Genomic DNA, 24,028 nt, shown 5'->3' with positions numbered 1-24,028 from the left:
CGTTTTCTTTTAGTAGATGAGTGGAATATACTAAACGTAAGGAAATTTTGGCGAAGGAGGTAATCAGATGGAAGAAGAAACACTATTAGAACAAGGCTACCGCAAGTATCGCGGGGCAGATGTAGATATTTATTTTAATACGAATATTTGCGCACATTCCGGTAATTGTGTAAAAGGTAACGCAGAACTTTTTAATTTGGATAGAAAACCATGGATTATGCCAGATAACGTACCAAAAGAAGAGGCAAAACGGGTGATTCATACTTGCCCAAGTGGAGCGCTTCAATATATAGAGAAATAGGAGGATAACAAATGGAATATAAAAACGGTGAAAACAGAATTTATGCAGTAAATGAGGAAGGTGTAGAGGTCGGTGAAGTGACTTTCGTTCCAACTGGAGAAGACATGTTTATTATTGACCATACTGGTGTGGATGATGCTGCTCGTGGTCAGGGGATAGCGCAAGAACTTGTAAAACGCGCTGTCGAGAAAGCAAAAACGGAAGGAAAGAAAATTATTCCGCTTTGCCCGTTTGCAAAAGCTGAGTTTTCTAAGAAGCCAGAATATCAGGAAGTTCAAGCCGATAAATAATTAAGCGTAGACTGGGAACAAACCCAGTCTATTTTTTTATAAAATTATTTTTAAAAATCCAGTTTTCTCTTCTTGACATCTGGTTCTTTTCAGTGTATCTTTAATTCACAGTAAACTTATAGGAATAATAGTATTACAATTTCTTATCCAGAGTGGTGGAGGGAATCGGCCCAGTGAAACCCGGCAGCGGAGCGCAAGTTCTATGCTAATTCCGATCAGAAGTAATATTCTGGCAGATAAGTAGTAGCTTTTAATGAGGCGCTTCGATTCTGACCAAAAAACAGAGGAAGCGTTATTTTTAGCGCTTAAAGAGGGGAGTTTTTGTTAGATGAAGAAATTTTTATTAGTAGCGGTTATCTCGGTTTTTGCCTTGGTGTTAACAGCTTGCGGAGGCTCTGGCGCTAGTTCAGACAAAGCAAACGGTTCAGGCAAAGCGAAAGACGGCGGCTCTCTAATTATCGGCGTTACTGGGGATCCAGAAGTTATCAATCCGAACTACGCTTCTGACCGTGTAACATTAACGATTCAACAAGCTGTATACGCACCGCTATTTTGGGAAGTTGACGGGAAACCGGCACTTGCAAAAAGCTTAGATATTTCAGACGACAACTTAACTTACACTGTGAAACTAAAAGATGGTTTAACTTGGCATGACGGCAAACCTTTGACTGCAGATGACGTAGTATTTACTGTAAATTCTATTTTAGATACAAAACAAAACAGCCCGAACCGTGGGAACTTTGTTTTTGATGATAAACCTGTAAAAGTAGAAGCAGTGGATGACACAACAGTGAAATTCACATTACCAACTGTTGCTCCAGCCTTTGAAAATACAATTAAAACGTTCTTCCCAATTCCAAAACACATTTTTGAAGGGGTAGAAAACATCGAGAAAAGTGATAAAAACAAAAATCCAATCGGCTCAGGTCCGTACAAATTTGTTGAATACAAAACAGGCGAATATGTTTCCCTAGAACGATTCAACGACTATTTTGACGGCAAACCAAAATTGGATAAAGTTACTTTCCGAATCACAAAAGACCAAAACGCAGCTAATTTAGCACTGCAAAATGGCGAAATCAACCTAAAATCCATTCAACCTTCTGATAGAAAAAAAGTAGAAAAAGCGAGCGCGGTAAACATTATCACTTACCCGGAAAACCGCTTAAGCTATGCAACGTTCAACGAAAACCAACCAGCTCTTAAATCAAAAGAACTTCGCCAAGCCCTTTCTTATGCGCTTGACCGTGAAGAAATCATTGATGCAGCTTACGGTTCAGATGAATACGCAAAACCAGCTTCTTCGTTCCTAACAGAAAACACGAAATACTTCACAGATAAAGTAGAAACATACGACCAAGACATTGCTAAAGCGAAAGAATTAGTAAAAGATAGCGGTTTTGATACAAGCCAAAAACTAACTGTTTACTATTTAAACAACAGTAAATCACAAGAAAGTATCGCGCTTTACTTACAACAACAATACAAAGAAATCGGCGTGACACTTGACTTGAAACCAACAGATCCAAATGCACTAAGCAACATCACACTTGACCGCAAAAACGCAGACTACTCTATCGCACTAAATGGTTATATCATGGGGAACGATCCTGATGCATATAAATCTCTATACCTAAGCGATGCGCCATACAACTATTCAAACTACCACAACAAAGACCTAGATGCGCTTTGGGAAAAAGGTGCTGTAACTGCGGACGATAAAGAACGTCAAGAAATCTATGAAAAAATCCAAAACACCATTGCTGACGACGCTGTAATTTATCCGATTTCTTATGATAATGCAGTGCTAGCTCTTGATAGCCGTTACGGTGGTCAAAAAGCTGCAACACCACAACCAGTAACAATGTTCCGTGATCTTTCTAAACTATATTTAACGGAATAATAATTAAAAATCATTCGTAAAAAATCTGGCCTGCCATGCTTGTTTTTGGCAGGTTCAGGTTTTTACTTGTCATTTTTAGTGTTTTAGATAGGAGATAAATTATGCTAAAAACAATCATAAAACGCGTATTGCAAATTATTCCGATGCTGTTTATTATCTCGATTATTTCGTTTGCACTTATAAAATTAGCGCCCGGGGATCCCGTGAATTCGTTTGTTACGCCTGATATGAATCCTGATGATGTCGAGCGGATTAGACAGAGCTTAGGGCTGGATCAACCGATTTATGTACAGTATTTTATTTGGCTTGGAAATTTGCTCCAAGGTAATCTTGGTTATTCGATTGTAAACAGCCAACCAGTTTTACAACAAATTTTAGAGAGAATTCCGGCGACACTTGGTTTGGTTGGGACTTCACTTGTTCTGACGCTATTATTATCGATTCCGCTTGGTTTAGTTGCGGCGAATTACGAAAATACTTGGATTGATAAAGTGTTAAATGGAATTTCATATATTGGGATTTCGATTCCGATTTTTTGGTTTGGGATGATTTTAATAGATGTGTTCTCGATTCAATTAGGGTGGCTTCCAAGTCTAGGGATGCGAACGATTGGGGTCGATTCCTTTTGGGATATGGCGGAGCATGCGATTTTGCCAGTTATAACGCTGACTTTCCAAGGGTGCGCGGCATATTATCGTTACGTCCGCTCGAATACGATTAACCAATTAAAAGAAGAATATGTTTTATTCGGTTATGCGAAAGGGTTATCCAAAGTACAAATTATGGGGCATCATGTCTTGAAAAATTCCTTGTTGCCAGTCATAACACTACTTGGGATGTCACTTCCGCAAGTCATTACAGGCGCTTTTATTACCGAAAGTATTTTTTCATGGCCGGGAATGGGGTCGCTTGGGATTAATGCGATTTTCCAACTAGATTATCCAGTTATTATGGCGATTACACTTTTTTCAGCGCTATTATTAATTATTGGGAACTTGTTGGCCGATTTAGCTTATATGATTGTCGATCCACGGATTAGGGAAATGGGGTGAGGAATTCATGATGCGATTAGATTTTTCGAAAAAAACAATGCAAGATTTCGAGCGGGATGCGGAGGTTGTTCATGCTACCAGAGAGCGGAGTTTTTGGCGTTTTATGCTGGCTGACCGCCGCGCTGTTTTTGCGACGAGTGTGCTGATTCTTATTACAGTCGCTTGTATTTTCGCGTTCCTTTCGCCTTATGACCCTAATGCTCTTTCCGTTCAGGACAAACTGATGCCGCCAAATTCGTCGCACTGGTTTGGGACGGATGACCATGGTCGGGATTACTTGACGCGTGTCTTGTACGGCGGCCGGGTTTCACTACTTGTTGGCGTGTTTGCGATGATGATTGCTGTTGTCGTTGGAACGCTTGCGGGGACAGTTAGTGGCTACTTTGGTGGCTTCATTGACAATATGGTGATGCGTTTTCTAGATATTTTCATGTCAATTCCGTCATTTTTCCTACTAATGATTTTAAATGCGTACTTAAAACCGGGAATTTCGAATATTATTATCATTATCGGATTGCTTTCTTGGATGGAAGTGGCGCGGATTGTTCGAGCAGAGACGTTAACATTAAAAGAACGTGAATTCATTTTGTACTCCAAGTCTTCGGGTGGCGGATTTTTCCACATTATGTTCAAGCATATTATTCCAAACGCGATGCCATCCATCGTCGTTGCAGCTTCATTAAACGTCGCTACAGCCATTTTAACCGAGTCAGCACTGAGTTTCCTTGGCCTCGGTGTTCAACAGCCTAACGCTTCGTGGGGCAGCATGCTGAACAATGCGCAAGGCTACGTCGGCGAAGCAACTTACTTGGCACTTTTCCCTGGATTATTAATTTTAATGACGATTCTTTCATTTAACGTGCTTGGCGATGTACTGAGGAAAGGTTTGTCACGTAGATATTAAATGTAAAAACACTTTGATTTTTTCAGTCAAAGTGTTTTTTTGTTTTTTAAAGAAAAGGTACTTAAAATAGAAACGTAAAAAACGTGTTTAAAGTCTTTTTCAAGAGATCAATTCACAAAATTTTCACAAAAGTCGTTTGCGAACACTGTTATAATTAAAAGGATAGGAATTCCTTAACGTAGACAGAGATGAGGCTGAGAAATGAGTGAAGTAAAAGTCAGAGAGGCAACATTAAAAAAACACGCGACGAAGCTAGAATCTAAAGCAAAAACAATTGAATATTTACCCATGAAAGGCGGGAATATGGCATATAGTCAAGCCAATTCCATCAATCATTTTCGGACAGCATTGTTTGACTTGGTAGACGCGGTGGACAATTTTCAAGGTGTGGTAGGAACGGATGCCAAAAGATTGAAAGAATTAGGCGCATCATTTACTCACAAAGACCAAGAGCTTGAACGAGGCATGGGATTGGGAGGTAAATAAATGGATGCAAAGAGCCAGCAAGGGGAGGCACAACTGCAACTGCTGAAAAAAGAACAATCCGGGGCCGAAGATTTTTTGCAAGATTTACAACGACAACAAAATGAACAAGAGTGGTTAGCGGAAGATGTTGCGCGTGTTCACCAAGAAGAACGGGAGTCGCTGGAGCTTTTGCGCGAAGTTTGGCAAGGCGCGGAATCACGAAGTTTCGGCTACTATTTGGCGGATTTACAGGAAGAAGAAAAACAGAAGTGGCATAAAAAAATCCAAGCGAACCAAGAGGAATGTAAGCAAAAAATCACCGCTTGCCAAAAAAACATCTACCAATTAGAAAATCAACAACAAGATTTACAAAAGGAGTTGTTACAGTGAGCCGAATTGACATCGGAGAAATACAAACCTTTGCGTACCAACTACATACAGCTAATGAAGCCGGAAGAAAAAGCATTAAAGACATCAAAAACGCCGTGAAAAACTATACCGAAGACGGCAGTTTAAAAGGAAAAGCAATTGACGCATCGAAAAATTATTACCAAATGACCTATTTCCCATTATGTGATGCGATAATCGAAGCCATGAACGAGAGCGAAGAACGATTAGCGCAGTATATAGCCGATTTTCACGCCCAAGTGGATGGCTCGGCCGATGCGTAAATTGATGCGGATGGTTTATATGAACTCGGGAAAATGATTGATCGCATCCAAGCTAAGAAAGAAGCATTAGCCCAGCGAATGAATACCGGAACAGAAGGGCAAATGCAAAGTTATCGCTCCCAGCTAAGCATCGCCTACAAACAGGAAAATATCTTAGAAAAATACTTGGCTTTTGAACAAAGTCATGGCGGTTTTTTTGATAATTTAACCGATTTAGTCCGAGGAATTCAGCAAACCATTCGCGAACTCCAGTCGAACATTCAATTTAACAGTAAAACGGGCACCTATGATATGAGCAAACTGAATTTCACCACCGTAACCCGGATGCAAAAAGCCTTAGGAAAAGCGCTAAAAAATAACGAAACAACATTCAATTTTGACGAATATCAAAAAACGTACCGTGGTCAAATGTGGGTGTTAATGAAAAATGGTATAGTAGACATAGAAGCAACGAACGCTTACAATGCCGCCGTGCTTAATGGGGAAATACCACATGAAAGCAATGAAGCACAGGAAGAAGCCGAGTTGTTACAGGCAGTTATTCAATCGGTGAAAGAAGGAATAGACCCGGTTACTGGGCAAGAGATAAGTAAAGCGCAAGGGTTTAGTATTATAAGTGGTCTTATTTTCCGTTATACTGTTGGAGGTTATAAAGGGAAGAAGTTCAAGCTTCCAAAAGATTGGCTACGTAGAAGAATGAAAGCTAGTGGAGCTAATTCGATAATAACACCAGAAATGGAGGAGAAAATTCTTTGGGGACAAAGGATCAATCCAAACAAAAATAAAATTATTGGTGGTCATTCTTCAGAAATTAGCAATAGTCATCCTAATTACGCTGTTGAGGAAATAATTTTGAATCCTGATGGAACAAGAAAATTGAAGTATACGACTCAATTTCCAGACGGTAATTTATCTAAAATAAAAACAAGTACAGTATTTCCAGAGGGATGGAGCGATGCAAAAATTCTTGAAAGTTCAAAAAGCATTGGAAATAATACACCTATAAGCATCAGAGCCAGTGATGGAGCAACTTGGCACAGAAGTATTGTAGATGGTGTAGAAATTGACGTAATTAAGCGAGGAAATGAAATAATTAGTGCTTATCCTACAGGAACAGTTAATGGTCCTCCACCAGTAGGATTTAGTAAATAAGGAGTGTTAAGCTATGTTTGACGAATTAAATAGAATATTATCGGAGGATAGTTCAGAAGATTCTTGGTATGATGATGGATGTATTTATGCTGAGGAATTATTGGGGAATTTCACTGATGATGATTGGAAAAAATTAATGACCACTATAAAAAGTAAAAATGATAAATACAAAATTAGATTAGCTTATTCTGTGGAAGAAGATACAGGTATGAATGGATTTAATTTATTATTAGAGTTACTTGATGAAGATGATGAAGTAGCAGAATATGCGATAGATTCATTGCGGTCATTTGATGGAGAGCCATATAGAAATTTAATTATTTCCGATAAGTCAATAATTGATAAAGCAGAAAACCTACTAAAAAATGCAAGTTTACCAGTAAAACGAATTTTGGAGGTATTTTTACAACAAAATAAATAAAAAATGACTTTATCATAAGAATGAAAATCACGTTTTCCTAGGATTTCACCCGCTATTTTGCTAGATTCTGAGGACGCTACAAAATTAAGTAAACATGCTTACAATTCTCTTTTTAAGACCGGACAAAAAGATATTATGCTTGATGATATAAAGGATGCTCTTAAAGTTGAACCAGTACCTGCTAAATCAGGAAGTGTTGAATACATCAATCCTAATATCAAAACATCAGTTTTTGTTAATTCACCACCAAAAAAACATTTAATATTTTATAAAATAAATTTAGTTAATTTAATTACGAAAGCTGAAGAGGGCAAACCTCTTGTTATTCGTCACAGTTTTTCGAGGATTTAATAACTTTATACAACAAAACCCAGCAATTTTTAAAATTGCTGGGTTTCTTCAAAACTGGCGAATTACTTCTCCACCCGAATAAACTTATAACTATAAGGCGAACCAAAAGCATGTTTCTGCACGCCGGTAATATCCGTACGTTGCAACACTGCTGTTTGATGTTGATAAAGTGGTAAGATCGCCGCGTCATCATCAAGCAGAACTTTCTCAGAAGCTACGAACGCATTCCAACGTTCTTCTGGTTTCGTCGCAAGCGTTGTGTCCGTTGATTTTACAAGTTTATCATAAGCGGGACTATTGTAACTCATATGATTGTTAAAGTAATCGGATAAGAATAAACTACTATATGTCCACGGATCCTTAAAATCAGGCATCCAAGCAGCCAGTGACAAGTCATAATTACCATCAGAAGTTAGCTGTGTCGCGCTCTTCGAAGGCATATTTTTCACTTTAATCGTCACACCTGGTAAATTATCTTCAAACTGCGCTTTCAAATATGCGAAAATGGTTTTCGTTGTTTCTTGGTCATCGCCGAGCAGTTCGATTGTTACTTTATCAGTTCCAAGTTCTTTTTGTGCTTGTTTCCAATATTTTAAAGCTTCTTCTTTGTTATAAACTAAATGGTCGCCACTATCTGTGCGGAAATCAGCGCCCGTTGTTGGATTTTGGACGAAATCTTTTGGAAGAAGTCCGTTCGCTGGGAATGAGCCATCGCCGAGAATGCGGTCTGTTAATTGTTTTTTATCAACGGCTAAATTAAGCGCGTGACGTAAGGAATTGTTCGCAAGCGGAGTCGCTTTACCGTCACGTTTTTGGTTCATGCGCAAGTAACTTATCAGCGCATCTTTTTCCGTTTGAAAATCTTTCTTGTCTTTGTATTGTTTGGCGAAATCGCCTGAAAGTGGCACGCGGTCAGCCTCGTTTGTATTATAAAGGTTTACGCCAGCGTTAATATCTTTCGCGACTTGCACATTGATTTCGTTTACTTTGACATTATCTTTGTCCCAATATTGGTCGTTTTTCGCGTAAGTCCATTTATTCGTAATGTTGCCGCCCCAATCCTTCATGACAAAAGGACCGTTGTACAAAGTGTGCGCACTATCTGTTCCGTATTTGTCGCCTTGTTTTTTCACATAGCTTTCTTTTTGTGGGAAAAATGTTTCAAAAGAAAGAAGTGAAATGAAGTATGGAACTGGTTTTTTAAGTGTGATTTCAAGTGTTGTTGGGTCAGTTGCAACGACTCCAAGGTCAGTTACAGGTAATTTGCCTTCATTGATTTCAGTGGCGTTTTTAATCGAATCTTTAAAGAGCGCGGAATATCCTGGTGCGGTTTTTGGATCAACGGCACGGCGCCACGCATAGACGAAATCATCGGCGGTTACTTGGGAACCATCGGACCATTTCGCGTTTTTCTTTAATTTAATGGTATATTTCGTTTGGTCAGCGCTGATTTCTGGCATTCCATCAGCAACCCCAGGAACAAAGTTATCTTTTTGATCAAGTGTGTATAATCCCTCGAAGACTTGGTTTTGTGCGGTGAAGCTAGCAAAGTCTTCTTCAGCTGTCGTATTTAAAGTCAGTAATTCACTGGTTTCAAGAAATTTAATTTTGTCCGGGGAAGTTTTTGTCGCAGATTTATCATTGTCATTTCCGCAAGCTGTAAGTAAAAGTACTGTCAAAATGGCAAAAATAGGCAATGTTTTCTTTAAAAAATGCATGGTTTTCTCCCCTTCTATCTGTGTATTTATCGTTATTATAAGTATTCCGATAAGATAAGTCAAGTTAATGGTTTCTTGAAAAAACTGCTTGACGCAAAAAAAATCCCATGATAAGATATTTTGTGCAAATAAGAATGATTACGTTTTACGGTGCGTAATCAAAATTTACATAGTATGGCTTTAAGGTTTAAATCGTAATCATTACGAAAAAAGGAGAGATAATATGAAGAAATGGTCGTTTTTAGTTGTAACAGTCTTGGCGTTCGTTTAAGATAAGTCAAGTTAATGGTTTCTTGAAAAAACTGCTTGACGCAAAAAAAATCCCATGATAAGATATTTTGTGCAAATAAGAATGATTACGTTTTACGATGCGTAATCAAAATTTACATAGTATGGCTTTAAGGTTTAAATCGTAATCATTACGAAAAAGGAGAGATAATATGAAGAAATGGTCGTTTTTAGTTGTAACAGTCTTGGCGTTCGTTTTAGTTTTGGCAGGATGTAGCGCGAGTGCTGATAAAGCAAGTGGGGATAAGCTCAAGGTAGTGACAACATTTTATCCAATGTATGATTTTACCAAAAATGTAGCGGGAGATAATGCTTCGATTGATATGTTAATTGATGCCGGAACTGAACCGCATGATTACGAGCCGAGTGCCAAAGATATTGCCAAAATTGAGGCAGCTGATGTTTTTATTTATAACAGTGAAGACATGGAAACGTGGGTACCAAGCGTACTTAAAAGCCTAGATTCGAAAAAATTAACGATAATTGATGCTAGTAAAGGAATTAAACTATTAGAAAGTAGCGAAGAAGAAGAGCACGACCACGACCATGACCACGGCGAAGAAGGTCATCATCATGAACATGATCCGCACGTATGGTTAAGTCCTGTCCTTGCTGAAAAAGAAGTGAAAAACATCCAGAGCGGTTTAAGCAAAGCGGATAAAACAAATGCAGATACATATAAAAAGAATGCAGAAAAATATACGGAAAAATTAAAAACACTCGACAATAAATTTAAAACAGCTTTTGAAGGAGCGAAACAACGCGATTTCGTAACACAACATGCTGCATTCCAATATTTAGCAAACGAATATGATTTGCATCAAATAGCTATCGCGGGTCTTTCACCTGACCAAGAACCTAGCCCAGCACGCTTAGCAGAATTACAAAAATATGTAAAAGAAAACAATATCAGCACAATTTATTTTGAAGAAGTAGCATCACCAAAAGTAGCAGAAACGCTTGCTAACGAAACAGGTGCAAAATTAGAAGTACTAAGCCCAATCGAAGGTATTACCGATAAAGAACAGAAAAAAGGCATGGATTACATCGCTTATATGGAACAAAACTTACAAGCCTTGCAAAAAACAATTAAATAAGGAAGCGATAAAAATGAAATATATTGATATAGCCAATATTGGTTTTAAATACGAATCTGAGCCAGTACTTGAAAATATTTCATTTCAAGTCAGCGCAGGAGAATTTATCATACTAACAGGAGAAAACGGAGCAGCTAAATCAACACTGCTCCGTATTATTTTGGGGATTTTACAACCTGATAAAGGTTCTGTTACTTTCTCAAAGAAGAATACAGATGGCGGACGACTTTTAGTAGGTTATGTACCACAACAAATAGCTTCCTTTAACGCTGGATTTCCTAGTACGGTCCTCGAATTAGTAAGGTCAGGTCGCTTTCCAAATGGTAAGTGGTTCAAACGGCTGACGGAAAAAGATCATGCCCATGTCGAAAAAGCATTAAAATCTGTTGAAATGTGGGATTATCGTCATAAACGTATCGGTGAGCTATCTGGAGGTCAAAAACAGCGGATTTGTTTGGCGCGAATGTTTGCAACTGATCCTGATATATTGATTTTGGATGAACCGCAAACCGCAATGGATAAACAAAGTAAAATTCGTTTTTATGATTTATTAAAACATGAAGCACAAGTGCATGGTAAGGCGATTTTGATGGTGACGCATGATAGTGAAGAGATGGAAGATTATGTTGATAAGCATATTCGCCTCGTTAGAAAGGAGGATGTGTCATGGAAATGTTTCTCTATGGATTTATGCAAAGAGCCTTCCAAGCTTCAATGATTATTGCTATTATTGCTCCTCTGTTAGGAGTTTTCTTAATTATACGAAGACAGTCACTTATGGCGGATACGCTTTCGCATGTGTCGCTTGCGGGAGTTGCTTTTGGGCTGGTTTTAAATGTGAATCCAAGTGTGACAACGCTTATTGTCGTAGTAATCGCAGCACTTGGGATAGAGTATTTACGCGGGGTTTATGCAACTTACTCGGAGTTGTCGATTGCAATCCTCATGGCCGGGGGACTTGCGGTGGCGTTAGTATTGATGAGTTTGGATCAGGGCGGAATTACAACGAGTGTACAGCAATATTTATTTGGTTCCATCGTGACCATCAGCAAAGCTCAAGTACAGCTTTTAGTCATTCTAGGGATTGCTATTGTTGTATTGTTTCTGGTGTTTAAACGATTTATGTTTGTGCTTACTTTTAGTGAAGATGTTGCGGTTGCAGAAGGTGTTCCTGTACGCTTGATTTCTCTTTTGTTTAGCGTTGTTACTGGTATTGCAATTGCGGTTATTATGCCAATAGCTGGGGCGCTACTCGTATCTGCACTTATTATTCTTCCAGCAGCTATTGGTATGCGGATTTCAAAAGGGTTTCTCATGTGTGTAGTTAGCGCAATATTAATTGGTTTAATAGGAATGTTTTCGGGGCTAGTATCTTCTTATCAATTAGGAACCCCACCAGGTGCTACTATTACGCTGATGTTTATCATTCTTTTCATAATAGCGACTGTTATATTAAAAATAGCGCGAAAATAATTTCTATATATAAGTTTCTCCATTTTGCAACATTAGGTTTAGCTCTTTATTATGAATTACCCAGGAATTATCCTGTTTTTCGATTTGATTAGTCGTTTTCAAATATTGTAAATCTTTATAAAAACAGCTTTTTGAAAGGTTGCTATACGAAAGTAAATGACTTGTTTTAATTGCGGGAGGTAAGATAACTGTACCATCCTCAGTAGGAATACCATGAAGTAGAGCAAGATTGGAAAAAGTAAGCATAAGTTTTTCAGAAGCCGGACTACTCGCCATTAAACTTTTAAAGTAAATATGGGTAGTCTGGTTTTTCATGATGAAAAATTGAAAACCGAAATTCTCGGGGAACATAGATAGAAAGTATTCTATATCAAGTTTTGAGTATCTATATAAGAAACATTTCGAGAGTGTTTTATATCGAAAACGATTAATGCTATGGTCTAGTAACGTAAAATAATTTAAAAAAGCTCCTTCACCTTGAATGGAATAAATTTTGGATTGTTCTTTCCCATCATTTAAAAATAAAGCCACATAACCATCAATAATAAGGTAAACATAGTTGTCTAAATCTGCGCTATTGTTTAGTAAAATGGCGTTTTTTGGAACTTCTATTTTTTCAAAGGGTATTCTTCCGTCATGAGATAGGTGAATGAATTCGTGGTAATTATACAATGACTTAGGCATAATGATTACTCCAATCTTTTTTTATGTCTTTACTTTTGTATAAATAATTGTATCAGAAACAAAAAACTCGATTGTATGGAGTAAAGTAGTATTTCACGAATAAATGTTTCTAAAATGTGAATTATTTAAATCGTATAATGCTGATAAGCGCAAAAAAATGTTATTTAATTGATAGTGTTGACTATTTTTGGACTTTTGGGAGAAAAAATTAAAATTGATGCGAACGTAGGTTCTGTGTTATAATTCTACTGGAAAATAGAGGAGGATTATTGATGAAAAACGTACAAATCTCAGTGAGGCGCTTAGTAGAATTTGTCTTAAAAAGCGGCAGTATTGATAGCCGAATGACTAGTTCAGATCGCGCTTTGGAAGGGACGAAAATTCATCAATTACTCCAAAAAGAAGCAGGAGAAGAATACGAATCCGAGGTATCATTAAAGCTTGTACGAGTAATAGATGACATTTCTTTTACACTTGAAGGCCGAGCGGATGGCGTCATAAACGGAGAAATGATAGATGAGATTAAAACTACCGAGGTAGAAATGGATGAAATTACTGAAGACTTTCGCCCGCTGCACTGGGCCCAGCTCATTTGTTATGGATTCATGTTAGCGGAGAAGTCTGATTTAGCAGAAGTCACGCTTCAATTAACGTACTATCAAGTAGCCGATAAAGAAGTGAAACAATTCACTCGAGTCATGAGTCGTAAGGAAATGAGTACTTTTGTGGACGATTTGCTTTCAAAATATGCTATTTGGGCAAAAATGTCTGCAGCTTGGGAAATGAAGCGAAATAAATCTATTCAAGAATTAACTTTCCCATATGACAGCTATAGACGTGGTCAAAGAGAGCTAGCAATTGCCGTTTATCGGACAGCGATGGATGATGAAAAGCTATTTTGTGAAGCGCCTACTGGCATTGGAAAAACAATGTCGACGCTATTTCCCAGTGTAAAAGCAATGGGCGAGGGGAAGGCAGACAAGCTTTTTTATTTTACAGCAAAAACAATTACGAGACAGGTTGCCGAAGATGCTTTAGATGAAATGCGCCGTAAAGGACTAGCGGCAAGAAGTGTCACAATCACAGCAAAAGATAAAATATGCTTTTTAGATGAACGAAAATGTGACCCGGAGCACTGCCAATTTGCGCGTGGCTATTACGATCGCTTGAATGAAGCGTTGTTCGATATGCTGCAAACAGAAGAAACTATAACTCGGTCGGTCGTCGAAGCATTTGCCCGGAAATATACTTTATGTCCGTTTGAGTTATCGCTTGATGTGGCGCTTTTTTGTGATGTAATTGTGTGTGATTATAACTATTTATTTGATCCAGTCGTTTATTTGAAACGTTTTTTTTCGGATGGACCTGGCAGATATACTTTTTTAGTGGATGAAGTGCATAATTTAGTAGACCGAGCTCGTTCGATGTTCTCGGCGACATTAAGTAAATCAATCATCATGCAAGTAAAACGTGAATTAGACAAAAAAACCGATAAAAAACTACTAAATTCAGTAACGGCAATGAATAAAATAATGATTGCCCTAAATAAACAACTAGCCGAAGAAAATAAAACGATCTATGTTAAAAAAGAAGCCTTGTCCGATTGGAACGAAGCTGTTTTAAAATTTAGTTATGTAGCAAAAGACTGGTTGCCAAAAAATACAGAGGCAAAAGCTCAAGCAGATGTACTGGAACTTTATTTTGAAAGTTTAAGGTATTTAAAGATTGCTGAGCTATACGATAAGCGCTATGTCACTCAAATTACGCGAAATCGGTCCGATGTGCTGATAAAACAACTATGCTTAGATCCGGCGTTTTTACTATCAGAGAAATTGAAATTAGGTGCTAGTTCAGTACTTTTTTCGGCGACGCTTAGACCGATTGATTACTATACGAATTTACTTGGTGGAAATAATGATACAAGTCGTCTTACTTTTGCGTCTCCGTTTAAACAGAATAATATGCATTTAATGGTAGCGGATTATATTAGTACAAAGTATCAAAGGCGTGAAAATAGTTTGGAATCAGTTATTGATGCGCTTTATGCGATGCTTTCCGGGAAAAAAGGCAATTATTTGTTTTTCTTTCCATCATTCCAATATTTAGAAACGGCATTTGAATTGTTTAGCGAAAAATATCCCGAAGTGCGAGCGCAAAAACAACAATCTTTTATGAACGAAGCTGAGCGCGAGGAATTTCTAGCAGCTTTTGAAACGGGACGTGAAGAAACGTTCGTCGGTTTTTGTGTCTTAGGAGGCGTTTTTTCTGAGGGTGTTGATCTTCGGGGGGAACGCTTAATTGGAACGGCAATCGTAGGCGTGGGACTTGCGCAGATGAATGTGGAATCGGATTTAATTAAAGATTATTATAATGAAACAATCGGGCGCGGATTTGATTATGCGTATCAGATTCCCGGTATGAACAAAGTCCTTCAAGCGGTAGGACGTGTTATTCGCGGCGAAAAAGATCAAGGCGTTGTCTTACTGATAGAAGAACGTTTTGCAACAGAACGGTATAAAGCTTTGTTTCCGGCTCATTGGAACCATGCCAGGACAGTGAAAAATACGCTGCAAATCGAGCGAGAAGTAAACGAATTTTGGCGGAACAACTGATTTTCTAGTAGAATGGATGTAATGAGTCGATTTAGGAGGAAATTATGTATAAAATTATTGCGATAGACATTGACGGGACGCTATTAAACGATGCGCACGAAATTACCCCAGCTGTACGCGAGGCGATTAAAGCTGCAAAACAAAAAGGGGTCAAAGTAGTGCTTTGCACAGGGCGCCCACTTGCTGGAATTAAAAAAAGCTTGATAGAACTAGATCTTTTAGATATTGGTGATTATGCGATTACCTTTAATGGAGCAGTTATCCTAGAAACAGCGACGGAAGAACCATTAGCAGATATTACTTTAAATAAATCAGAATTAGAGGAAATTTATGCATTTTGTCATGCGCAAGATGTTAATGTAACGTATTTTGACGGAAAAAACATGTATGTACCAAGTCGAAAAATCACCGAAATTACATGCCAGGATGCTTTGTTGCTTCAAACACCACTTTATCATTTGCCTGTAGAAGAAGCACCTGAGTCAATTCATGTCTCCAAAGTGATGTTATTAGATACGCCAGAAAAAATCACGGATGTTATTAAAAACTTACCAGAGACAATTAAAGAGAACTTTTATGTAGTTCGAAGTGTTCCTTACAACCTAGAATTCTTGCAAAAAGGCGTCAATAAAGGTTCTGCACTGGAACTTCTCGTGAACAAACTTGGCATTTCTCAAGGGGAAGTAATGAGTATTGGCGATCAAGAAAATGATATTACGATGATAGAATATGCGGGAATGGGTGTAGCAATGGGAAATGCAACTGAGCATATTAAAGAAATCGCCAATTATACCACAACAACAAATAATGAAGACGGGGTCGCAAACGCAATTCAAATGCTCGTTCTCGACCGTTAAAAGAAAAACATTCCATGTGAGTTTTTCTTTAGAGGTATAAATATTGACAGCGCTTTATTTAATGAGCGAAAATAGAAGATACAAAACTAACGTACTGTGGAAGTTTTTTTGGTAGGGTTGGCAGAAAATCATTTATTCATGGAAGTTTTTCTCTCGAGGCTATCTTGCCAAAAAAACGTTCCTTTGTTATTGTTTTAGGAATAGTTTGACATTTAAATAAAAAGGAGTGAATGTGCTTGAAAATCACAAAAATTAAAACACACATTTTACCGATTCAGCTAAGTGCTACTTTTAAGACGGCGCTTAGGGAAGTTAGTCATGTGAACGTGGTACGAGTTTATATTCATTTTGATAACGGGATTATAGGTATTGGAGAAGCTGCTCCAACGCATGTAATAACAGGGGATACGGAAGTCAGCATTTTGAGTGCAATAAATGATATTTTCGGTCCTTTTTTAATTAATCGCGAACTAGACGAAGAACTTACAATTTTAGATGAAATGAAATCTTTATTAGTACATAATTCAAGTCCAAAAGCCGCCATTGATATTGCTTTACATGATGCGCTGGCAAAAGCTCATTCAAAGCCATTATATGAATTCCTCGGCGGTGGCTTAGCGGGGCTTGAAACAGATTATACCATTAGCATTGGGACGCCAGAAAAAATGGTTCGAGATGCAGAAACCAAAGTAGCGGAAGGATTTCAGTCCCTTAAAGTTAAATTAGGTCTTGATCCAGTTGAAATAGAAGTAGCAAAAATCAGGCAAATGAATGACGCGTTAGGCGGGAAGATTCCTTTTAGAATTGATGCAAACCAAGGATGGACTGCGCATGAAGCCATTCAAATCCTAAATGAGTGGCAAGATATTCCAATTGACTTCATCGAACAACCAGTAAAAAGTTGGGATTTTACCGGTATGGCAAAAGTGACTGCGAACACTAGTATTCCAATCATGGCTGATGAAAGTTTATTTGGCTTTCACGATGCTAAACGACTTTTAGACGAAAAATGCTGTAATTTGCTTAATATTAAATTGATGAAAAGTGCAGGAATCAAAGAAGCGCAAGCGATACATGATTTAGCGGGCAGTTATAATGTGGACTGTATGATTGGTACGATGATTGAAGGGTATGCAAGTTTATCAGCCGCAGCTCATTTCGCCGCAGCATCCAAACAAGTGAAGTTTTATGATTTAGATGTGCCATTTATGTGGGATTTACATGGTAAAAACATAGCAGATATTGGTCTTGAAATTGGCCGTGGACAAGTGCTTTTAACAGAAGCAGATGGGATTGGCATTCCAGCTTATTAAAGAAAGTAGGGATAATATGAACAAATTAGTTAGTCAAAGTAATGCATTTCTTTGGAGGAAAAATGAAATGAACCCGGTTTTAGCCAATATTTTAGAGGCTAGAAAAGAAACTGACTTGGTTCAAATTAACCAAGAAGATGCGATGAAATTATACGAGGATAGCCTTGTTGACTCGGATTTGCTTTATAACGACTTCGTAATTGTCGACGAAATCGAAGGCGACTGGGCAAAAGTAGTCGTTCCTTCCCAACAAAGTTTTCAAGATGAGCGCGGCTATCCTGGTTGGATGCTTCTTTCTGACTTAGAAGATACAGATAAAACTAACGATACTGGTGAAAAAATCGCAGTTGTTGTGCCAAAAGCAGAAATTACATACGAAAATGGGGAAACACGCACTGTTTCATTTGGCACACTTTTCACCAAAATCGCTGAAACTGACTATAGCTACACGATTGAAACACCTCATGGGCTAGCGAGCATTTTACAAAATCAAGTAGATTTACAACATAAACAAGGCGACAACATCGGCGTCAATGTAGTGCAAATGGCGATGCAATTCCTTGACTTACCATACGTTTGGGCGGGAATTAGCAGTGCCGGTTTTGACTGTTCAGGATTTGCGTTTACTCTTTACCGGACATGTGGAAAATATATCGGCCGCGATGCCACAGAGCAATCGTTCACAGGGAAAAAAATTGATTACGCAAACGCTGAACCAGGAGATTTGCTATTTTTTGCTTATGAGGAAGGCAAAGGGGAAGTCCATCACGTGGGAGTTTACATCGGAAATGACGAGATGATTCATTCGCAAACACCAGGATCCAAAGTAATTTTAACTAAAATCGCAGGCAGTAAGTACGAACCAGAACTTTGTGTGACCTCAAGACATCGATAAAGGGGGTGGATGAAACTGACTAATTATCAAGAAATTAATCAAGATTTCAACATAATTGATTCAAAAGCACTTTTTATATCAGATGGAGAAACGGTGCTTTTTGCAGAAAATGAAAACCAGCTTTTTACTGCTGCAAGTGTCATCAAACTACCGATTTATTTATATTTTTTCGAAAAAATTGCCAAAAAAGAGTTAGACTTACAAACGGATTTCCAAATTCCAAGCGAAAAAGTAGTAGCTGGAGCAGGAATCATCCAAATTCTTCCGCAAAAAAGAATTTGGACACTGGAAGAATTACTGCATTTAATGATAGCTGTTTCGGACAATACAGCTACCAACCAATTAATCGAGCTAGCAACTATCACCAAACTACAATTATGGTTACGTGAAAACAACTGGGAAGATGGAATTCAGCTGGAACGGCAAATGATGGATTTCAAGACCGTAAAGCAAAATAAAATCAGCGCTAAGGCAGCCGTGACCATTTTCCAAAAAATAATGATGCTTAGTGAAGCTTATCCAGACTTAAAAGAAACTATCCGGCGTCCGCTACTAAATCAGCAATTTCGATCCAACCTAGCGGGCACGTTGGAAGAAGCCGGAATTTCGGGGCTTCAAATGTTAAATAAAACGGGCGAACTAAAAAATATCCAGCATGATGTGGCCGTTTTTGAGTATAAAGGAAAGACCAGATTTGCAGCCGCCCTGACGAATAACACGGGATTAGAAGCGAATGCGACAGCTTGGATGCAGACAGTCGGCAAACAATTATTTTCTGAGATGACATAAACCAAAATAGGGGGAACTAAAATGAAAAAAAGATTAGCGTTAGTTTGTATTATGATTCTATCTATCTCAACCTTTTTAATGGCATGCGGAGGAAATAAAGACGAAGCGAGCAAATCACAAGGCAAAAAGACACTGAAAATCATGGAAAACGCTGAAGTTTCTTCCATGGACTCAACTTTATCGCAAGACGTTCCAAGTTTCACTGAACAAGGCCAAGTCTTTGAAGGTCTTTATACTTTAAACGACAAAGACCAAGCAGTTCCGGCAATTGCAAAAGATATGCCGAAGTTAAGTGAGGACCAAAAAACATATACAATCAAACTGCGCGACGATGCCAAATGGTCAAACGGCACGAAAGTCACTGCAAATGATTTCATTTTCGCTTGGAAAAAACTAGCAAATCCAGACACCGCCGCCCAGTATTCTTTTCTGCTTGATGGGACAGTTAAAAACGGAACCGACGTTGTAAATGGTAAGAAAAGCGTGGACGAACTAGGATTTAAAGCCCTTGATGACTACACAATTGAAATTCAATTAGAACAACCAGTACCTTATTTCACTTCGCTCCTAGCATTCAACTCCTTTTACCCTCAAAATGAAGATTACGTAAAAGAGCAGGGTGATAAATACGCGCAGAGCAGTGAAAACATGATTTACAACGGTCCTTTTGTTATGAAAGGCTGGACAAACACAGAAAAAGCTTGGACTTTGGAAAAAAATCCCGAGTACTGGGATAAAAAGAACGTGAAATCCGACAAAATCGAAGTGAGCGTAGTAAAAGCTCCGAACACAGCAGTAAATCTATACGACACTGGAAAACTTGATGTAGCAACACTTTCTGGTGACTACGCTTCACAAAAAAGCAACGACAAAGACTACCACTCTGAGCTAGATGCCTACGTGACTCACCTAAAACTAAATCAAGAACTGGATGGGAAGAAAACACCTTTAGCTAACGAAAACTTAAGAAAAGCACTTTCCCTTGCAGTAGATAAAGAATCGCTTACGAAGAAAATCTTGGCTGATGGCTCAAAAGCGATTTATGGCTATGTTCCAGAAAAATTTGTTACGAATCCAGAAACTGGCGAAGATTTCCGGAAAGAAAGTGGCGACTACATGAAGCAAGACAAAGCTGAGGCGAAAAGCTATTTTGATAAAGCAAAACAAGAACTCGGTGGCGGTGAAGTGACTGTAGAACTGCTTAACTCTGATTTAGAATCAAGCAAAAAAGTCGGCGAGTACCTACAAAGTCAACTAGAATCCGCATTACCAGGCTTAAAAGTAAACTTAAAAACCGTCCCTAAAAAGAACTTATTGCAATTAACACGTGAGCAAAAATACGAAATCGTTTTATCAAACTGGGGTCCCGATTTCCAAGATCCACTTACATTCCTAGGAAACTACACAACGGGAAACACATATAATGCGAGCGGATATTCAAGCGCCGATTACGATAAAATGATAAACGCAACTTCAACAACACTCACAACTAAACCAGAAGAACGCTGGGAAACCTTTATCGATGCCGAAAAATTACTAATAGAAACCGATGTAGCCATGATTCCGCTCTATCAAACCGCAGTATGTAATTTGAAAAAAGATACTGTAAAAGGAATCGTTCACCATAATTTTGGAACAAGCTTTTCCTATAAAGGTGCTTACGTAGAATAAAAGGAGAGAGCAAAATGAAACTTTGGATTTCCGTGGATATGGAAGGGATAAATGGCCTTCCTGATGATACTTTTGTTGATTCTAGTATGCGAAATTATACTAGAGGACAAAAAATAATGACAGAAGAAACTAACTGGGTAGTAGAAGAAGCTTTAAAAGCAGGATATGATGATATTATCGTGAATGATAGTCATTCAAAAATGAATAATATATTGATAGAAGATTTACACGAAGAAGCAAGACTCATCACTGGTGACGTAAAACCTTTTTCGATGGTGCAAGGGTTAGATTCAAGCGCGGATGCGGCTGTTTTTATCGGTTATCATTCGCGTGCTGGTCAACCAGGCGTAATGAGCCACTCGATGACCTCAGGCGTTCGTAATTTTTATATTAATGACGTGGTAATTGGCGAATTTGGCTTAAATGCATATGTTGCGGGAGCTTACGGAGTCCCGGTTATTCTCGTTTCTGGCGATGATTATATTGCCCGCGAGGCGAAAGAACTCATACCTGGAATTGAGACAGCTGTTGTAAAAGAAGCAGTATCCCGTTCGTCCGCAGTAGCTTTCTCAAAGTCAAAAGCAGAGAAAATCATCCGCGAAAAAGTGGCGCTTGCTTTAAAACGTAAACAAGCCGCTGTACTGGTACCGCCAGAAAAAACAGTATTAAAAATAGAGTTCTGTAATTACGGTCAAGCGGAGTGGGCAGCGCTTGTCCCGAAAACTAAAATCATTGATGAAACTACCGTTGTGTTCGAAGCGAAAGATGTATTAGAAGCGTACCAAGCGATGGTTGCAATGACGGAGCTTGCTATGAAGTGCGCCTTTTCATAAAACAAAGCCGAAACTTTCTATAGAGGAGTTTCGGCTTTGTTGTTTAATTAATTACAATCTTACAAATCGCCTCCTCAAACTGTCACTAAATCTCCATAAAGTTGTTAATTATAGTGCGATACTTCCGGAAAGTGAGGTAGATTGGAGTTACTCTATTGTCATATGATATTTGATAATAACAAAACTTCAATTGTAAAGGATGAATTTGTAATGAGTAAAAACGGAAATCTTTTAAAAAGAGTAGGGTTAGCATTTCTAAGTGTTTTAATCATAACTAGCACGATTTTCCAGACGACCATTGTAAAAGCAGCAACGAGTTACGGATCTGAATTTTTAAATACCGTAGAACTTTTAGATAAAGATGGTATGCCTCAAACGGATTTTGGCTATTACGATAATATGGATGTGCACTACACTTGGTCGATTCCTAACTCAACAAATGTAAAAGCAGGCGACTCAATGGATTTCGCATTACCAAGCCAGTTAGCACTCGCGACAGATCTTGCTTTTGACGTGAAAGACAGTAAAGGCCAAACAGTCGGAACTGCTACAGTAAAACGAGCAACTAACCAAGTAACAATCGTATTTAGTGATTATGTCGAAAAACATTCAGATATTAAAGGTGAACTTGATTTTTGGACTACATTTAATCAAAAAGTAATTACTGGGAACGAAAAAATTAATTTAGAATTTCCTCTTGAGAACGGCACGATTAATGTAGATATCAATGTTGGTGAAAAAACACCAGTTAGTCCAACAGAAACGATTTTCAAATATGGATGGGTTGATGCTAACAATCCGAGTTTAATTCATTGGGTTGTCCGCGTAAACTATGCTCAAAATAACATTCCTAATGCCGTTTTTACTGATATTATCGGTGCAAAGCAGACGTTGAATTTTGACTCTATCAAAGCTTTTCACGGAACCTATTCAACTGATCGCGTATTTACAGCAGGCACGCCGATTTCAAATACCAATTTTTCTAAGACAAGTGATGGTTTTAGCGTAACATTGGGAAATTTAACGGACTCGGTACAAATTTCATATACAACAACTGCGACAGATGGCGGGAAGTCTACTCAATATGACAACACTGCTAAGTTAGCGGGCGAGGATTTTGTAACGAAACAAACGTCTACTTGGACCCCAGCATCCGGTGGTGGAGGTGGAGCGGACGGCACAACAGGTTCGGTTACACTAACAAAACAAGATGCTAAAACGAAAGCAACCCTTGAAGGTGCAGAATTTAAATTAGTCGATGCAAATGGTACTATTTTACAAGAAAATATCACAACAGATGCAAGCGGCCAATTAAACGTTTCTAACCTCAAATTCGCTACCTACCAATTAATCGAAACAAAAGCCCCGACAGGTTATAAACTGGATAGCACGCCAGTAGAATTTACAATTGGCGAAAATAATAAAGAAATTACGGTAACAAAAGAAAATATCCTTAACACTGGTGCGGTAGAACTTACAAAAGTCGATTCTGCGACAAAAGCCCTACTTGCAGGAGCCACATTCGAATTGCAAGATAAAGACGGCAGCGTTCTTCAAACAGACTTAAAAACAGATGAAAATGGTATTTTAAAGGTAACTGACCTAGTGCCTGGCAATTACCAATTAGTCGAAACAAGTGCCCCTACCGGCTATAAATTAGATAGCAGTCCCGTTCCATTTGAAATTATTGCAGATGAAACAGATCAAATAGTAAAAGTAACAAAAGAAAACATCTTGGAAGTCGGCGCAGTAGAACTTACTAAAGTAGATGCCGCAACAAAAGCAACACTAGCAGGAGCGACATTCGAATTACAAGATAAAGACGGAAAGACTTTACAAACAGGCTTAACCACCGATGAGAATGGCGTGTTAAAAGTCACTGATTTAGTACCGGGCACGTACCAGTTTGTAGAACTAATGCGCCAATTGGTTATGAACTTGATGCTAGTCCCGTCGTGTTCGAAATTCTCTATGGAGAAAATGATCAAGTAGTTAAAGTAACTAAAGAAAATAAAGCGGAAACCACACCGCCTCCAACACCGCTAATACCAACACCTCCAGTGCCGATTGAACCAAAAGTTCCAATTGTCCCTGAAAAGCCAGTGCAATCAGAAAAAAGTGAAGAAAGTCTAAAATTATACAAAATATCCGCAGCTGAAAAGTTACCAAAAACAGGCGATACACAAAACTGGGCGGGATTGGGAATGATTCTTCTAGCCCTGTCAATAAGCGGTTTTCTTATAAAACGAAAATAAAAAAGAAGACCTAGATAAATCATCTAGGTCTTC

21 protein-coding genes, 2 pseudogenes and 1 riboswitch are annotated in these 24,028 nt (G+C 38.4%); of the genes and pseudogenes, 21 read left to right on the top strand and 2 right to left on the bottom strand.

Going from position 1 to position 24,028, the window contains the following annotated elements; translation table 11 throughout:
- Positions 1–67 precede the first annotated feature (67 nt).
- The 10 genes and pseudogenes from AC4PG8_RS10270 to AC4PG8_RS10225 all read left to right on the top strand — a co-directional run bounded on the left by AC4PG8_RS10270 (position 68) and on the right by AC4PG8_RS10225 (position 7,510).
- Positions 68–301 (top strand): (4Fe-4S)-binding protein, encoded by a 234-nt coding sequence (locus AC4PG8_RS10270; RefSeq protein ID WP_003772567.1) that lies wholly within the window; start codon positions 68–70, stop codon positions 299–301.
- A gap of 11 nt (positions 302–312) precedes the next feature.
- A complete protein-coding gene (locus tag AC4PG8_RS10265) occupies positions 313–591 on the top strand; it encodes a GNAT family N-acetyltransferase (RefSeq protein ID WP_033533702.1) in 279 nt (92 codons plus the stop codon).
- A 140-nt stretch (positions 592–731) separates the two neighbouring features.
- Positions 732–834: riboswitch (SAM riboswitch) on the top strand.
- A gap of 85 nt (positions 835–919) precedes the next feature.
- A complete protein-coding gene (locus AC4PG8_RS10260; protein WP_492170329.1) occupies positions 920–2,494 on the top strand; it encodes an ABC transporter substrate-binding protein in 1,575 nt (524 codons plus the stop codon).
- Between the two features lie 101 nt (positions 2,495–2,595).
- Positions 2,596–3,546 (top strand): ABC transporter permease, encoded by a 951-nt coding sequence (locus AC4PG8_RS10255; RefSeq protein WP_003724034.1) that lies wholly within the window; start codon positions 2,596–2,598, stop codon positions 3,544–3,546.
- Positions 3,547–3,556: 10 nt separating this feature from the next.
- Positions 3,557–4,450, top strand: coding sequence for an ABC transporter permease (locus AC4PG8_RS10250; RefSeq protein WP_003724035.1), 894 nt, complete (start codon positions 3,557–3,559; stop codon positions 4,448–4,450).
- Positions 4,451–4,651: 201 nt separating this feature from the next.
- Positions 4,652–4,936, top strand: coding sequence for a DUF3130 domain-containing protein (locus tag AC4PG8_RS10245; RefSeq protein WP_492170328.1), 285 nt, complete (start codon positions 4,652–4,654; stop codon positions 4,934–4,936).
- Positions 4,937–5,305, top strand: coding sequence for a DNA double-strand break repair Rad50 ATPase (locus AC4PG8_RS10240; RefSeq protein ID WP_160464711.1), 369 nt, complete (start codon positions 4,937–4,939; stop codon positions 5,303–5,305).
- Positions 5,302–6,738, top strand: a pseudogene (locus tag AC4PG8_RS10235) (T7SS effector LXG polymorphic toxin). Before AC4PG8_RS10240 ends, AC4PG8_RS10235 begins: the two are co-directional and overlap by 4 nt.
- Positions 6,739–6,751: 13 nt before the next feature.
- Positions 6,752–7,159 carry a hypothetical protein gene (locus AC4PG8_RS10230; RefSeq protein WP_160464713.1) on the top strand — a complete coding sequence of 136 codons (408 nt, stop codon included), beginning with the start codon at positions 6,752–6,754 and terminating at the stop codon, positions 7,157–7,159.
- A gap of 135 nt (positions 7,160–7,294) precedes the next feature.
- Positions 7,295–7,510 (top strand): hypothetical protein, encoded by a 216-nt coding sequence (locus AC4PG8_RS10225; RefSeq protein WP_492170327.1) that lies wholly within the window; start codon positions 7,295–7,297, stop codon positions 7,508–7,510.
- Positions 7,511–7,572: 62 nt separating this feature from the next.
- Here the strand turns inward: AC4PG8_RS10225 and AC4PG8_RS10220 are convergent, their stop codons facing one another.
- Complete coding sequence (locus AC4PG8_RS10220) at positions 7,573–9,228, bottom strand: peptide ABC transporter substrate-binding protein (RefSeq protein WP_010990264.1); 1,656 nt, start codon at positions 9,226–9,228, stop codon at positions 7,573–7,575.
- Between the two features lie 440 nt (positions 9,229–9,668).
- Between AC4PG8_RS10220 and AC4PG8_RS10215 the strand changes: the two genes are divergently transcribed.
- The 3 genes from AC4PG8_RS10215 to AC4PG8_RS10205 are packed head-to-tail and all read left to right on the top strand — an operon-like array spanning position 9,669 to position 12,086.
- Positions 9,669–10,613: a metal ABC transporter substrate-binding protein gene (locus AC4PG8_RS10215; protein ID WP_492170326.1), complete on the top strand. Its 945-nt coding sequence runs from the start codon at positions 9,669–9,671 to the stop codon at positions 10,611–10,613.
- 13 nt (positions 10,614–10,626) lie between these two features.
- Positions 10,627–11,331 carry a metal ABC transporter ATP-binding protein gene (locus tag AC4PG8_RS10210; protein WP_003759876.1) on the top strand — a complete coding sequence of 235 codons (705 nt, stop codon included), beginning with the start codon at positions 10,627–10,629 and terminating at the stop codon, positions 11,329–11,331.
- The gene (locus AC4PG8_RS10205) at positions 11,280–12,086 is read left to right on the top strand and encodes a metal ABC transporter permease (RefSeq protein WP_160466668.1); all 807 of its coding nucleotides are present in this window, start codon (positions 11,280–11,282) and stop codon (positions 12,084–12,086) included. Before AC4PG8_RS10210 ends, AC4PG8_RS10205 begins: the two co-directional genes overlap by 52 nt.
- 3 nt (positions 12,087–12,089) lie before the next feature.
- On the opposite strand, the gene AC4PG8_RS10200 is transcribed toward AC4PG8_RS10205, so the two are convergent.
- Complete coding sequence (locus tag AC4PG8_RS10200) at positions 12,090–12,770, bottom strand: Crp/Fnr family transcriptional regulator (protein WP_003759883.1); 681 nt, start codon at positions 12,768–12,770, stop codon at positions 12,090–12,092.
- 272 nt (positions 12,771–13,042) lie between these two features.
- Between AC4PG8_RS10200 and AC4PG8_RS10195 the strand changes: the two genes are divergently transcribed.
- From AC4PG8_RS10195 to AC4PG8_RS10160, 8 genes and pseudogenes are all read left to right on the top strand, one after another.
- A complete protein-coding gene (locus tag AC4PG8_RS10195; protein ID WP_492170325.1) occupies positions 13,043–15,382 on the top strand; it encodes an ATP-dependent DNA helicase in 2,340 nt (779 codons plus the stop codon).
- A 44-nt stretch (positions 15,383–15,426) separates the two neighbouring features.
- Positions 15,427–16,239 (top strand): sugar-phosphatase, encoded by an 813-nt coding sequence (gene yidA, locus AC4PG8_RS10190; RefSeq protein WP_003772536.1) that lies wholly within the window; start codon positions 15,427–15,429, stop codon positions 16,237–16,239.
- A gap of 230 nt (positions 16,240–16,469) precedes the next feature.
- Positions 16,470–17,552 (top strand): dipeptide epimerase, encoded by a 1,083-nt coding sequence (locus AC4PG8_RS10185; protein ID WP_492170324.1) that lies wholly within the window; start codon positions 16,470–16,472, stop codon positions 17,550–17,552.
- Between the two features lie 16 nt (positions 17,553–17,568).
- Positions 17,569–18,447: a C40 family peptidase gene (locus AC4PG8_RS10180; protein WP_492170323.1), complete on the top strand. Its 879-nt coding sequence runs from the start codon at positions 17,569–17,571 to the stop codon at positions 18,445–18,447.
- A 9-nt stretch (positions 18,448–18,456) separates the two neighbouring features.
- A complete protein-coding gene (locus AC4PG8_RS10175) occupies positions 18,457–19,236 on the top strand; it encodes a serine hydrolase (protein WP_492170322.1) in 780 nt (259 codons plus the stop codon).
- A 21-nt stretch (positions 19,237–19,257) separates the two neighbouring features.
- Positions 19,258–20,907, top strand: coding sequence for a peptide ABC transporter substrate-binding protein (locus AC4PG8_RS10170; protein ID WP_492170321.1), 1,650 nt, complete (start codon positions 19,258–19,260; stop codon positions 20,905–20,907).
- A 14-nt stretch (positions 20,908–20,921) separates the two neighbouring features.
- Positions 20,922–21,740, top strand: coding sequence for a D-aminopeptidase DppA (gene dppA / locus AC4PG8_RS10165; RefSeq protein ID WP_492170320.1), 819 nt, complete (start codon positions 20,922–20,924; stop codon positions 21,738–21,740).
- A 210-nt stretch (positions 21,741–21,950) separates the two neighbouring features.
- Positions 21,951–23,995: pseudogene (locus tag AC4PG8_RS10160) on the top strand (SpaA isopeptide-forming pilin-related protein).
- The last annotated feature ends 33 nt before the right edge of the window (positions 23,996–24,028 follow it).

The sequence above is a fragment of the Listeria sp. MAN/IMW/UF555 genome (assembly GCF_058684075.1).
The sequence above is the reverse complement of the archived record's forward strand: the minus strand, read 5'-3'. Positions and strand labels throughout refer to the sequence as shown.